At 68.8% G+C, this 12650-nt stretch carries 13 protein-coding genes; 9 read left to right on the top strand and 4 right to left on the bottom strand.

The features are described from left to right. Both A5758_RS22530 and A5758_RS22525 read right to left on the bottom strand, forming a co-directional pair. Positions 1–1731 carry a DEAD/DEAH box helicase gene (locus tag A5758_RS22530; RefSeq protein ID WP_067744586.1) on the bottom strand — a complete coding sequence of 577 codons (1731 nt, stop codon included), beginning with the start codon at positions 1729–1731 and terminating at the stop codon, positions 1–3. A gap of 104 nt (positions 1732–1835) precedes the next feature. Continuing rightward, a complete protein-coding gene (locus A5758_RS22525; RefSeq protein ID WP_067212511.1) occupies positions 1836–2630 on the bottom strand; it encodes an alpha/beta hydrolase in 795 nt (264 codons plus the stop codon). Positions 2631–2805: 175 nt separating this feature from the next. Between A5758_RS22525 and ffh the strand changes: the two genes are divergently transcribed. The 4 genes from ffh (at position 2806) to A5758_RS22505 (ending at position 7972) form a co-directional block, all read left to right on the top strand. Further along, entirely contained in the window at positions 2806–4371 is a 1566-nt protein-coding gene (gene ffh, locus A5758_RS22520; RefSeq protein WP_067744583.1) for a signal recognition particle protein, read from the top strand. Between the two features lie 12 nt (positions 4372–4383). Beyond that, a complete protein-coding gene (locus A5758_RS22515) occupies positions 4384–5463 on the top strand; it encodes an amidohydrolase family protein (protein WP_156622752.1) in 1080 nt (359 codons plus the stop codon). A gap of 69 nt (positions 5464–5532) precedes the next feature. After that, positions 5533–7362, top strand: a complete 1830-nt coding sequence (locus tag A5758_RS22510; RefSeq protein WP_067744580.1) for an amidohydrolase family protein — start codon at positions 5533–5535, stop codon at positions 7360–7362. A gap of 1 nt (position 7363) precedes the next feature. Further along, positions 7364–7972, top strand: coding sequence for a TetR/AcrR family transcriptional regulator (locus A5758_RS22505; protein WP_067212333.1), 609 nt, complete (start codon positions 7364–7366; stop codon positions 7970–7972). Here the strand turns inward: A5758_RS22505 and A5758_RS22500 are convergent, their stop codons facing one another. Then, the gene (locus A5758_RS22500) at positions 7973–8848 is read right to left on the bottom strand and encodes a D-alanyl-D-alanine carboxypeptidase family protein (protein WP_067212336.1); all 876 of its coding nucleotides are present in this window, start codon (positions 8846–8848) and stop codon (positions 7973–7975) included. Positions 8849–8906: 58 nt separating this feature from the next. Here A5758_RS22500 and A5758_RS22495 point away from each other — a divergent pair, with 58 nt between their 5' ends. From A5758_RS22495 to trmD, 5 genes are all read left to right on the top strand, one after another. Continuing rightward, the gene (locus A5758_RS22495) at positions 8907–9326 is read left to right on the top strand and encodes a nuclear transport factor 2 family protein (protein ID WP_067744576.1); all 420 of its coding nucleotides are present in this window, start codon (positions 8907–8909) and stop codon (positions 9324–9326) included. A gap of 176 nt (positions 9327–9502) precedes the next feature. Further along, a complete protein-coding gene (rpsP, locus tag A5758_RS22490; RefSeq protein WP_067212341.1) occupies positions 9503–10027 on the top strand; it encodes a 30S ribosomal protein S16 in 525 nt (174 codons plus the stop codon). Positions 10028–10032: 5 nt separating this feature from the next. After that, positions 10033–10275 (top strand): RNA-binding protein, encoded by a 243-nt coding sequence (locus tag A5758_RS22485; protein ID WP_003878715.1) that lies wholly within the window; start codon positions 10033–10035, stop codon positions 10273–10275. 17 nt (positions 10276–10292) lie between these two features. After that, on the top strand, positions 10293–10814 hold the full coding sequence (gene rimM / locus A5758_RS22480; RefSeq protein WP_067744572.1) for a ribosome maturation factor RimM: 522 nt from the start codon (positions 10293–10295) through the stop codon (positions 10812–10814). Then, positions 10811–11515, top strand: coding sequence for a tRNA (guanosine(37)-N1)-methyltransferase TrmD (gene trmD / locus A5758_RS22475; protein ID WP_067744570.1), 705 nt, complete (start codon positions 10811–10813; stop codon positions 11513–11515). The genes rimM and trmD overlap by 4 nt, the downstream gene beginning before the upstream one ends. Here the strand turns inward: trmD and A5758_RS22470 are convergent. Then, positions 11512–12480: a hypothetical protein gene (locus A5758_RS22470; protein WP_067744567.1), complete on the bottom strand. Its 969-nt coding sequence runs from the start codon at positions 12478–12480 to the stop codon at positions 11512–11514. The genes trmD and A5758_RS22470 overlap by 4 nt on opposite strands. Positions 12481–12650: the final 170 nt, after the last annotated feature.

Here is a 12650-nt window from a genome sequence, read left to right as displayed (position 1 = left end):
TCAGGCGTGCTCGGCATTGAGTCGCCGCAGGGCCTCGATGCGGTCCTGGATCTGCTCGCGGGTCGCGGCGGCGATCGGCGGCCCCCCGCAACGACGGCGAAGTTCGCTGTGAATCCAGCCGTGCGGCTTGCCGGTGCGGTGATGGGTGGCCGACACCAATGTGTTGAGCTCGCGGCGCAGCTCGCGCAGCTGGCCATGCATCGACGGTGAGCCCGACACCGCGGCCGGCGCACCCTGTGCGGCCCGTCGCTGCAGCTGCTCGTCCTGCCGGCGATGCAGCAGCGCCCGCATCTGATCGGCGTCGAGCAGCCCTGGGATGCCGAGGTAATCGGCCTCCTCGTCGCTTCCGGCCGGCGCGGCGGTGCCGAACGACGACCCGTCGAAGATGACCTGGTCCAGCTCCGCGTCGGCGCCCAGTGAGGTGAAGCCGTTGTCGGTCTCGGTCTTTTCGGTCTGCGTCCTGACGGCGGCATCACCGTCGAGGGGATCGTCGTCGGGGCGGTGCGGCTCCCCCAGCACGTGGTTGCGCTGGGCTTCCAGCTCGCTGGCGAGCTGCAGCAGATTCGGCACCGACGGCAGGAAGATGCTCGCGGTCTCGCCCGGCCGGCGCGATCGCACGAAGCGGCCGATGGCCTGGGCGAAGAACAGGGGAGTGGAGGCGCTGGTGGCGTAGATGCCGACCGAGAGCCGGGGCACGTCGACGCCTTCGGAGACCATCCGCACCGCCACCAGCCACCGGCTGGTGCCGGCGGCGAATTCGCTGATGCGCGCGGACGATCCGGGATCGTCGGACAACACCACCGTCGGTGCCTCCGAGGTCAGCCTCGTCAGCAGGGTTGCGTAGGCGCGGGCCGCGGTGCGGTCCGAGGCGATGATCATGCCGCCGGCGTCGGGCACGTGCTCGCGTTTCTGGCGCAGCCGCTGGTCGGCGGCCGCGATCACCGCGGGCATCCATTCGCCGGCCGGGTCGAGCGCCGTGCGCCAGGCCCGCGCCGTGTGCTCGGCGGTCAGCGGCTCGCCCAGCCGCGCGGCGTGCTCCTCGCCGGCGCTGTCCCGCCAGCGCGCCTCCCCGGAGTAGGCCAGGAACACCACCGGCCGGACCACCCCGTCGGCGAGAGCCTCGGCGTAGCCGTAGGTGTGGTCGGCCTGCGAACGTCGCACGCCGTCGGCGCCCGATTCGTAGGGTACGAAAGGGATGGGGCTGTCGTCGCTGCGAAAGGGCGTGCCCGTCAAGGCGAGCCGGCGCGTCGCATCGCTGAAGGCCTCGCGGATGGCGTCGCCCCAGGTCTTGGCGTCGCCGCCGTGGTGGATCTCGTCGAAGACCACCAACGTCTTGCGCTGCTCGGTGCGTACGCGGTGCAGCGTCGGATGCGCCGCGACCTGAGCGTAGGTGACCATCACGCCGTGGTACTCGCCCGACATCAGGGCATGGGAGTTGGAGAACTTCGGGTCCAGGGCGATGCCGTGCCGTGCCGCGGCCTGGGCCCACTGCACCTTGAGGTGCTCGGTGGGCACCACCACCGTGATCTGCTCGACGGCGCGCTGGCTCAGCAGTTCCGCGGCCACCCGCAAGGCGAACGTCGTCTTCCCGGATCCCGGGGTCGCCACGGCCAGGAAATCGCGCGGTTGGCCGGCCAGGTATTTCACCAACGCCCGGCGCTGCCAACCCCGCAGCGCGCGGCCGCTGTCGTCGACGGGAGACTCCGTGCGAGCGAGCGGTTGCACGGACATTTCCCCCCGTTTGTTGTAATTGTCGACGCAGCCAGAGTGGTGAAGCGGTGGCTGTGAAATCTAGCACGCCAACGCTTTTCGGCGCAGTAACGACTCGGATGCGGTTACCGTGGCATGCCCGCGACGTCGCGGGTCTGCAGCCAGCCGTGGATGCGTTGCGCGACGTCAGCCCACCCCGGCTCGAGCATCATGTTGTGGCCCATCGGGAAGAATTCCGGCTCGGTCCGGTAGGCGCGCGCCGTGGCCCGCACGTCGCCGACGCTGACGAAGCCGTCGTGCTCGGCGCCGAGGACCAGGATCGGCGTGGTCACCCGACGGGTTCTGACGCGGCGGACCATCGGATCGGTCATGGCGGCGCGGATGCTTTCGGCTCCGGCGCGCTGCATGCAGGATTGGACCACCGCCTCCGGTGTGTCGGCGCAGAAGAGGTACTCGCGGGTAAGGGTGGGGGTGGCGAGGAACTTCAGCAGCGTGGGGTCGGCCCAGGCTCCCATCGTCATCGATGGTCGGCGACGCCAGACACGCACCGCCAACCTGAGCACGCCCTGCGGCGGCACGGAGCCCACCAGGACCGCCGCCGGGGCGCTGCGTGTTTCGAGGTGGCGCTGGATGACGAAGCCACCCAGCGAATGGCCTATCAGCACGGGGCCTCCGCCCAGTTCGTCGGCCACCGAACGGAGGTCGTCGATGTAGTCGGCGATGGAAACCTTGTGCAGCGGCTTGGCCGTCGGACTGGCGCCGTGTCCCCGCAGGCTCATCGCGACCGCGCGGTAGCCCGCGTCGGCGAAGAAGTCCAGGAAGTGCTCCCAGCACCACGCGCCGTGCCAGCCGCCGTGCACGAAGAGCAGCGGCACCGGATGGTCTTGGCTGCAAGATCCCTTGTCGATCACCTCGAGCATGAGCTTCACCTCGTTCGGCGGCGTTTTGGTTCGCTCGACCATTCAAACCCGCTTGCCGTCTCGGCGAGACTGAAACTGGGCACACCTTTATCGGCGTGTCGTGTGCGTGGTTGCAGAGTCGCGGTCGATGGGCGGTGGCGGGCCGGCCAGGCTGGACTACCACTAGGCTGGCGGGGTGTTTGAATCGCTGTCCGACCGGTTGACCGGTGCCCTTCAGGGACTACGCGGCAAGGGTCGACTGACCGACGCCGACATCGAGGCCACCACCCGCGAGATCCGGCTGGCGCTGCTGGAAGCCGACGTGTCATTGCCCGTGGTGCGCGCGTTCGTCACCCGGATCAAGGACCGCGCCCGGGGCGCCGAGGTCTCCGGTGCCCTCAACCCGGCGCAGCAGGTCGTCAAGATCGTCAACGAAGAGCTCATCGGCATCCTCGGTGGGGAGACCCGCCAGCTGGCCTTCGCCAAGACGCCGCCGACCGTGGTGATGCTCGCCGGTCTGCAGGGTTCCGGTAAGACGTCGCTGGCCGGCAAGCTGGCCGCCTGGCTGCGCGGCCAGGGGCACACCCCGCTGCTGGTGGCGTGCGACCTGCAGCGGCCCGCCGCGGTGAACCAGCTGCAAGTCGTCGGTGAGCGCGCCGGGGTACCGGTGTTCGCGCCCCACCCCGGCGAGTCCCCCGAGTCGGGGCCCGGCGACCCGGTCGCCGTCGCGGCCGCCGGCCTCGCCGAAGCCCGGGCGAAGCACCACGACGTCGTCATCGTCGACACCGCCGGCCGGCTGGGCATCGACGACGAACTGATGGCCCAGGCCGCGGCCATCCGCGACGCCGTGAATCCCGACGAAGTCCTGTTCGTCCTGGACGCGATGATCGGTCAGGACGCCGTCACCACTGCCGAGGCGTTCCGCGAGGGCGTCGGCTTCACCGGGGTGGTGTTGACCAAGCTCGACGGTGACGCCCGCGGTGGTGCCGCGTTGTCCGTCCGTGAGGTGACCGGCGTCCCAATCCTTTTCGCCTCCACCGGCGAGAAGCTCGAGGACTTCGACGTCTTCCACCCCGACCGGATGGCCGGCCGCATCCTGGGCATGGGCGACGTGCTGAGCCTGATCGAACAGGCCGAGCAGGTCTTCGACGCCGAGCAGGCCGAGGCCGCCGCCGCCAAGATCGGCACCGGCGAGCTGACGCTGGAGGACTTCCTCGAGCAGATGCTCGCCATCCGCAAGATGGGTCCGATCGGCAACCTGCTGGGCATGCTGCCCGGGGCCGGACAGATGAAGGACGCGCTGGCCCAGGTCGACGACAAGCAACTCGACCGCCTGCAGGCCATCATCCGCGGCATGACGCCCCAAGAACGGGCCGACCCGAAGATCATCAACGCGTCGCGGCGGCTGCGCATCGCCAACGGGTCCGGCGTCTCGGTGTCCGAGGTGAACCAGCTGGTGGACCGCTTCTTCGAGGCCCGCAAGATGATGTCGTCGATGCTTGGCGGCTTGGGCATCCCCGGCATGGGTCGCAAGTCGGCGACCCGAAAGGCCAAGGGCGGCAAGGGCAAGAAGGGCAAGAAGGGCGGGCGCGGCCCGACGCCGCCCAAGGCCAGGAACCCGCTCGGCGCCGGAATGCCGGGCATGCCGGGCGGATTCCCCGACCTATCGCACATGCCCGAAGGCCTCAACGAGCTGCCGCCCGGGCTGGCGGACTTCGACCTGTCCAAACTCAAGTTCCCAGGCAACCCGGGACGAAACTAACCCGCCGTGCGCATGCACGTGCGAGGTGTCGGGCTGCCGGACGAGACCCCAACCGAGCTGTGGATCGTCGACGGGCGCATCAGCACCGAACCGGTCGCGAGGGCCGACACCGTCTTTGACGGCGGCTGGATCATCCCCGGCCTGGTGGACGCGCACTGCCACGTCGGGCTCGGCGAGCACGGCGAGATTCCGCTCGACGAGGCGATCGCCCAGGCCGAGATCGAACGCGACGTCGGTGCGCTGCTGTTGCGAGACTGCGGCTCACCCACCGACACCCGCAGCCTCGACGACCACGAGGATCTGCCACGCATCATCCGGGCCGGAAAACATCTGGCCCGGCCCAAGCGGTATGCGGCGGGTTTCTCACGCGAGCTGGAAGACGAGTGGCAACTGCCCGAGGCGGTGGCGGAAGAGGCGCGGCGTGGCGATGGCTGGATCAAGCTGGTCGGCGACTGGATCGATCGCAGCGTCGGCGACCTCGCCCCGCTGTGGTCCGACGACGTGCTCAAGGCCGCCATCGACACCGCACACACCCATGGCGCCCGGGTCACCGCGCACGTCTTCAGTGAGGACGCGCTGCCGGGGCTGGTCAAGGCCGGCATCGACTGCATCGAACACGGCACCGGCCTCACCGATGACACCATCGCGCTGATGGTCGAGCACGGAACCGTTTTGGTCCCCACGCTGGTCAACATCGTCGAGAATTTCCCGGGTATCGCGGACGCCGCCGCCGCGAAGTATCCGACCTACGCCGCCCACATGCGCGACCTGCATGCACGCGGCCTGTCGCGGATCGCCGCGGCCCGTGATGCGGGCGTGCCGATCTACGCCGGCAGTGACGCCGGCACCATGGTCGCGCCCGGGCGCATCGCCGACGAGATCGAAGCGCTCAAGGGCATCGGACTGAGCCCGACCGATGCGTTGGGCGCGGGGTGCTGGGACGCCCGTCGCTGGCTGGGCCGCCCCGGGCTGGATCACGGCGCATCCGCCGACCTGCTGTGCTACGCGGACGATCCGCGGTCGGGCGCGGCCGCGCTGCACCGTCCGGACCTGGTGATTTTGCGTGGCAAGGCGTTCCGCTCGCCGACGTAGCCCGGAATCGGGCCTGTTCACGGGGCTGACACGCCGAATTCCAGGAAAGATTGCGAGTGCTTGCTATCTATGTTACGTTCCATGTCACCACGACGACTGGAGGCAAAAGTGGCTTACGACGTGATCATTCGCGAAGGGCTGTGGTTCGACGGCACCGGCAGCGCGCCGCAGACCCGCACGCTGGGTATTCGTGACGGCGTGGTGGCCACTGTGTCGGACGGGCCGCTGGATGAGACGGGCTGCCCCGAGGTGATCGACGCGGCCGGCAAGTGGATCGTGCCCGGCTTCATCGACGTGCACACCCACTACGACGCCGAGGTGCTGCTGGACCCGGGTCTGCGGGAGTCCGTGCGGCACGGTGTCACCACCGTGTTGCTCGGGAACTGCTCGTTGTCGACGGTCTATGCCAGCTCCGAGGACGCCGCCGACCTCTTCAGCCGCGTCGAGGCCGTGCCCCGCGAGTTCGTCTACGGCGCGCTGCAGGACAAGACGTGGTCCACCGCGGCCGAATACATCAAGGCGATCGACGCCCTCCCGCTCGGGCCGAATATCGGCTCGCTGCTTGGCCATTCGGACCTGCGGACCGCGGTGCTCGGGCTCGACCGGGCCACCGACGCCACCGTCTCGCCCACCGCCGCCGAGCTGGAGCAGATGGCGGCCCTGCTCGAGGAGGCGCTCGACGCCGGGGTGCTCGGCATGTCGGGGATGGACGCGGCCATCGACAAGCTCGACGGTGAGCGCTTCCGGTCGCGGGCGCTGCCGTCCACCTTCGCGACCTGGCGCGAGCGCCGCAGGCTCATCAAGGTGCTGCGCAAGCGCGGCCGCATGCTGCAGAGCGCGCCCAACGTGGCGAAGCCGTCGTCCGGAATGCTCTTCTTCCTGGCCAGCAGCCGGATCCTCAACCGCGGCAAGGGCGTTCGCATGAGCATGCTGGTATCCGCCGATGCCAAGTCGATGCCGCTGTCGGTATACGTCTTCGGCCCGGGGACCCGCTTGCTGAACAAGCTGCTGGGCGCCAGCGTGCGATTCCAGCATCTGCCGGTGCCGTTCGAGTTGTACTCCGACGGAATCGATCTGCCGGTCTTCGAGGAGTTCGGCGCCGGAACGGCCGCCCTGCACCTGCGGGACCAGTTGGAGCGCAACGAGTTACTGGCCGATAAGGAATACCGCCGGAAGTTCCGCAAGGAGTTCGACCGGATCAAACTCGGACCGTCGTTGTGGCACCGCGACTTCCACGACGCGGTAATCGTCGAGTGCCCCGATGAATCGTTGATAGGCAAGAGCTTTGGGGCCATCGCCGACGAGCGCAAGCTGCACCCGCTCGACGCGTTCCTGGACGTGCTCGTCGAGAACGGCGAACGCAACGTCCGGTGGACGACCGTCGTGGCCAACCACCGCCCAAAGTTGCTCAACGCGCTCGCCAATGAGGGCAGCGTGCACATGGGCTTCTCGGATGCCGGTGCGCACCTGCGCAACATGGCCTTCTACAACTTCCCGGTGAAACTGCTCAAGCGGGTCCGGGACGCCCACCGCGCCGGCACACCGTTCATGTCCACCGAGCAGGCGGTGCATCGCCTGACCGGCGAACTCGGCGAGTGGTTCGGCGTCGACGCCGGCACGCTGCGGCAGGGCGACCGCGCGGACTTCGTGGTGATCGACCCGGCCGGCCTCAACGAAGCGGTCGAGGGCTACTACGAGGAGGAGGTGCCGTTCTACGGGGGCTTGCGGCGCATGGTCAATCGCAACGACGACGCCGTCGTCGCGACCGGTGTGGGCGGCGCCGTCGTCTTCCGCGGTGGCCAGTTCAGGGACGGCTACGGCCGGACCGTGAAATCGGGCCGCTACCTGCGCGCGGGCCAGCGGCACCGGGGCCGGAGCGCCCTGAAAATCGGGGGCTGACGTGGCCAGAACACAGCAGCAGCGTCGGGAAGAGACCGTGGGACGGCTTCTCGACGCCTGCATCGCCACCATCATCGAGGTCGGATACGCCCGGGCGTCGGCGGCCGTGATCACCAAGCGCGCCGGGGTGTCGGTGGGCGCCCTGTTCCGGCACTTCGAGACGATGGGCGATTTCATGGCCGCCACGGCGTCGGAGGTGCTGCGTCGGCAGCTCGAGACGTTCACCAAGCGGGTCGCCGAAATACCGGCCGATCGGCCGGCGCTCGAAGCCGCCCTGGCGATACTCCGCGACATCACCGCCGCCCCGAGCAATGCCGTGCTGTACGAACTGTTGGTCGCCGCGCGCACCGACGAAAAGCTCAGGGCCACTTTGCAAACCGAGCTGCGCCAGTACTCGGCGAAGATTCACGATGCCGCCCGTACGCTGCCCGGGGCCGAAAGCTTCCCCGAGGAAACGTTCCCGGTTCTGGTCGCGTTGCTGACCAACGTGTTCGACGGGGCCGCGGTGGTGGAGGGGGTGCTGCCACAGCCGCAGATCGCCGAGCAACGGATCCCGATGCTGATGACGCTGCTGTCCGCGGCGGCGCCGGACGCGGGCCTGGCGGGATAGCTACAGCGAGCCGATGCTGGACTGCGGGCTCTGCGCGAATCCCCAGTCGAACAACGTCGCCGCCTGGTCCCAGTACGTCGGGCCGCCCTCTTTGAGCAGCCCGTACATCATGGCGATGACCAGCCGGCGGCCACCGCGGGCGGCGGCCCCGACGAAGGTCTTGCGGGCCGCGTTGGTGAACCCGGTCTTGCCGCCGATCGCGCCGGGGTAGCGCTGCAACAGCTCGTCCTGATTGGTGATCGGTTGATCCCCGTGATCGCCGGGGAACATCGCCGACGGCTCGGCAGTGATCTGCGCGAACACCGGGTTGGCCATCGCGGCGCGGAAGATGACGGCCAGGTCGTGCGCGGTCGATGACCCGGATCCACCGGGCCCGTCGAGCCCGGACGGCGTCGCGGCATGGGTGCTCGTCGCGCCGAGCGACGCGGCCTTGGCGTTCATCTTGGCGACCGTGACGTCGGGCCCGCCCAGCATGTGCGCCAGCGTGTTGGCGGCGTCGTTACCCGAGACCAGCAGCAGGCCGTCGAGAAGCTGACGCGCGGTGTAGGTGCGGCCCGGTTTGATGCCGACGCAATTGCATTCCACCTGGGTGTCGGCGGCGTCGGCGACGACGGTGGAGTCCAGGCTCACCGAGTCGAGGACCACCTGGGCCAGCAGCGTCTTGATGGTGCTAGCTGGCGGGTGGGCCACGTTCTGGTCGCGGCCGGCCAGCACCTGACCGGTGTCGAGATCGGCGACGATCCAAGTCTGGGCCGGGCCGTCCGGGATCGGCACCGAGCCCACCGGCTGCATGCTGTCGGCCCAGGCCGTGGGGACGGTCGCACCGCACGCCCCCACCGTGAGCAGGGCCGCGGCTGCGGCCATGACCTTGCGCATGGGCCGAAAGTCTAACTTCCGGGCCTGTTCGGCGTCGATTTTCAGTACTGTCCGATGCATGTTGAGCCTGGCCGAGATTTCCGACCGCTTAGAGATCCAGCAGCTTCTGGTGGACTATTCCACCGCCATTGACCAGCGCCGATTCGACGACCTCGACCAGGTGTTCACGGAAGACGCGTACATCGACTACACCGCACTCGGCGGCATCGAGGGCCACTACCCGGAGGTCAAGAAGTGGCTGTCGGAGGTGCTGCCGAACTTCCCGGTGTATGCGCACATGCTGGGCAACTTCTCGGTGCGGATCGACGGGGATAAGGCCTCCTCGCGGGTGATCTGCTTCAACCCGATGGTGCTCGGCGGGGACAAGGATCAGGTGCTGTTCTGCGGGCTCTGGTACGACGACGAGTTCGCCCGCACGTCCGAGGGCTGGCGGATGACCCGCCGGGTCGAGACCAAGGTCTTCCAGAAGGTCATGTAGGCCGGGACGATCGAGCGGATTTCTGGCGCGGCGCCCCGTTCTGGCACAATGGGCGGCTGTCCACCGAGCGATTACGCATCGCTTGGTGGTCATACACGCGAGGCAAAACCGGATCCGGGCATCCCGCCCCGATCGCTGAATTGCAGCGTGACGCACACAGGAGAACCCGCTTAACCATGGCTGTGAAGATCAAGCTGACTCGGCTTGGCAAGATCCGCAATCCCCAATACCGCATCGCCGTCGCCGACGCGCGCACGCGGCGCGACGGTCGCTCCATCGAGGTCATCGGCCGCTACCACCCGAAGGAAGACCCGAGCCTCATCGAGATCAACTCCGAGCGCGCGCAGTACTGGCTATCCGTGGGCGCTCAGCCCACCGAGCCCGTCCTCAAGCTGCTGAAGATCACCGGCGACTGGCAGAAGTTCAAGGGCCTGCCGGGCGCCGAGGGCCGCTTGAAGGTCGCCCCCCCGAAGCCCAGCAAGCTCGAGCTGTTCAACGCCGCGCTGGCGGAGGCCGAGGGCGGTCCCACCACCGAGGCCGCGAAGCCGAAGAAGAAGTCGCCCGCCAAGAAGGCCGCCAAGGCGGCCGAGCCGGAGGCGCCGGCTGCCGCCGAGACGCCGGCGGAGACCGCCGCTGAAGCCGCGCCGGCGGAGACGGCCGCCGAGGGCGGCGAGCAGGCCGCGCCGAGCGCCGAAAGCTGACTGACGTGAGCACGGTCGTCGTTGACGCGGTGGAGCACCTGGTCCGTGGGATTGTCGACAACCCCGACGATGTCCGGGTGGACATGGTGACCAGCCGCCGCGGCAGAACTGTCGAGGTCCACGTCCATCCCGACGACCTGGGCAAGGTGATCGGTCGCGGCGGACGCACCGCGACCGCGCTGCGCACCCTGGTCGCCGGTATCGGTGGCCGCGGTATCCGCGTCGACGTGGTGGACACCGACCAGTAGCCGCTGATGGAGCTCCGTTGGAGTTGACCGTCGGGCGCGTCGCGAAAGCGCACGGGATCGGCGGCGAGGTCGTCGTCGAGATCCGCACCGACGACCCCGCGACCCGCTTCGCGCCGGGTAACACCTTGCGCGGCAAGCCATCCCGCGGTGGCGAAGAACGTGACTTCGTCGTCGAGAGCGCACGCGAGCATGGTGGGCGGCTGCTGTTGCGATTGGCCGGGGTGACGGACCGCGACACCGCCGACGCGCTGCGCGGCACCTTGTTCGTCGTCGATTCCGATGATTTGCCCCCCATCGATGAGCCGGATACCTACTACGACCACCAACTCGAAGGGCTGCACGTCCGGACGGTGACGGGCCAGGACGTCGGTGTCGTCGCCGAGGTGTTGCACACCGCCGGGGGTGAGCTGTTGGCGGTGCGCCGAGGCGACGGCGGGGAAGTGTTGGTGCCGTTCGTCGGCGCGATCGTCACGTCGGTGTCGCTCGACGACCGCAGTGTCCAGATCGATCCGCCCGAGGGCCTGCTGGATCTGGCATGAGAATCGACGTCGTCACGATCTTCCCGACCTTTCTCGACCCGTTGCGACAATCCTTGCCGGGCAAGGCGATTCAGTCGGGGCTGGTCGACCTGCGGGTGCACGATCTGCGTCGGTGGACGCACGACGTGCATCGCTCGGTCGACGACGCGCCGTACGGCGGTGGCCCCGGGATGGTGATGAAGGCCCCGGTGTGGGGCGAAGCGCTGGACGAGATCTGTTCGGAGCAAACCGTTTTGGTTGTGCCCACCCCCGCCGGTGCGTTGTTCACGCAGGCTGACGCCCAGCGGTGGAGCGCCGAGGAGCACCTGGTGTTCGCGTGCGGCCGCTACGAGGGCATCGACCAGCGGGTCATCGAGGATGCCGCCCGGCGGATGCGGGTCGAGGAAGTCTCGATCGGCGACTATGTCCTGCCGGGTGGGGAGTCGGCGGCGGTGGTGATGATCGAAGCCGTGGTGCGCCTGCTCGAGGGCGTCCTCGGCAATCCGGCGTCGCATCGCGAGGATTCGCACTCCCCGGCGCTGGACCGGCTGCTGGAGGGGCCCAGCTACACCAGGCCGCCGAGCTGGCGTGGGCTCGACGTTCCCGAGGTGTTGTTATCCGGCGACCACGCGCGCGTCGCCGCCTGGCGCCGGGAGGTCTCGCTGCAGCGCACCCGCGAACGCCGCCCGGAGCTGCTCGACCCGCCCGGGCAAGAGGATTAGAGCCCGCGCCCCAGCGGGTCGATCCGGCCCTCGGGAAATATCGTCCTGACCGCCCGGGTGATGGTCTCGCGGGCGGTGGCGTCGTCGGAGTTCTGCAGCGACTGCACCACCATGATGTAGCGACGGTCCGAGCCGATCACACCGGTCGACAAGTGCATCCAGTCGCTGCCGATGCAGCACATCCAGCCCTGCTTGACCGCCACCGGTTCGGCGTACAGCCCGTCGGGGATGCCGAAGCGTTGCGGGTAGCCGTCGAGCCCGTTCGGGGTGGACTGGGCCAGGTCGTCGACGATGACCTTCGCCTTGTCCGCCGGCAGCCCGCCCGATCCGTCGAGCAGCATCTCGTAGTAGCGGATCAGGTCGGTCGTCGTGCTCATCGTGTTCCACCAGCGTCCGTCGCTGGGCGGGGTGGTCGACGTGAGCCCGTAGCGCGCCGCGACCGCGGTGATGATGGCGTTCTCGCCGTCCTGGCCCCAGAACTTCTCCGCCGCGCCGTCGTCGGATGACTGCAACATGATGTCCAACGCCTGGCGGTCGTCCGCGCTCAGCGCGGCCTTGCCCTGCGATTCGTGCAGCAGCAGGTCGTCGGCGATGAACAGCTTGGCCACCGACGCGGTGCCGATGACCTGGCTGTTGCCGGTGGAGACCAGCTGGTGGGTCTTGCGATCGAGGATCGCCACCGAAAGGGCGGCTCCGCCGGCGGCGGCTTCGTCGGTTGCCTGCTGCACCCGCGCCTGCAGGCCGACGGGCCCCGGGTTGGTCAGCTGCCGTTCGGGCTGCGGTGGCTTGACCGCCTCGAGCATGAGCTCGGCCGACTGCGGCGGCGGCTGGCGCAGGCCTCGGTCGGGTGTGACGTAGACCGGGAGGCTGTATACCTTAGCCTGTACCTTCGCCTCGCATCCGGCGGCCACGATCAACGCCACCGCCGCTGTGGCGGTGAACAAAATCAGCGGCCGAACGCGCATTCCTCTCCTCCGACGTGGCTCCGACGCACCCAAGTTCACGGGTGCGGGCTGCATCGCGCCACCTGTCCCGGCCATTACGCAAGGTCCGGTAGCGCGTTCTGGCCCCAGTCATATGTACCATTCACCAGCGTTTTCGGCTCGTTGCGAACCGCCTCCGACGCTGTGATTTT

The organism is Mycobacterium sp. 852014-50255_SCH5639931, assembly GCF_001665605.1.
In the GTDB taxonomy this organism is placed as follows: Bacteria; Actinomycetota; Actinomycetes; order Mycobacteriales; family Mycobacteriaceae; genus Mycobacterium; species Mycobacterium paraffinicum.
This window is presented reverse-complemented; position numbering and strand designations above follow the sequence as displayed.

What these genes read in the sequence shown, in the direction of transcription:
- A5758_RS22530 (WP_067744586.1), bottom strand. Translation starts at nt 1,731, where the DNA reads ATGTCCGTGCAACCGCTCGCTCGCACGGAGTCTCCCGTCGACGACAGC.
- A5758_RS22525 (WP_067212511.1), bottom strand. Translation starts at nt 2,630, where the DNA reads ATGCTCGAGGTGATCGACAAGGGATCTTGCAGCCAAGACCATCCGGTG.
- A5758_RS22515 (WP_156622752.1), top strand. Translation starts at nt 4,384, where the DNA reads ATGCACGTGCGAGGTGTCGGGCTGCCGGACGAGACCCCAACCGAGCTG.
- A5758_RS22510 (WP_067744580.1), top strand. Translation starts at nt 5,533, where the DNA reads ATGTTACGTTCCATGTCACCACGACGACTGGAGGCAAAAGTGGCTTAC.
- A5758_RS22500 (WP_067212336.1), bottom strand. Translation starts at nt 8,848, where the DNA reads ATGCGCAAGGTCATGGCCGCAGCCGCGGCCCTGCTCACGGTGGGGGCG.
- A5758_RS22495 (WP_067744576.1), top strand. Translation starts at nt 8,907, where the DNA reads ATGTTGAGCCTGGCCGAGATTTCCGACCGCTTAGAGATCCAGCAGCTT.
- rpsP (WP_067212341.1), top strand. Translation starts at nt 9,503, where the DNA reads ATGGCTGTGAAGATCAAGCTGACTCGGCTTGGCAAGATCCGCAATCCC.
- trmD (WP_067744570.1), top strand. Translation starts at nt 10,811, where the DNA reads ATGAGAATCGACGTCGTCACGATCTTCCCGACCTTTCTCGACCCGTTG.
- A5758_RS22470 (WP_067744567.1), bottom strand. Translation starts at nt 12,480, where the DNA reads ATGCGCGTTCGGCCGCTGATTTTGTTCACCGCCACAGCGGCGGTGGCG.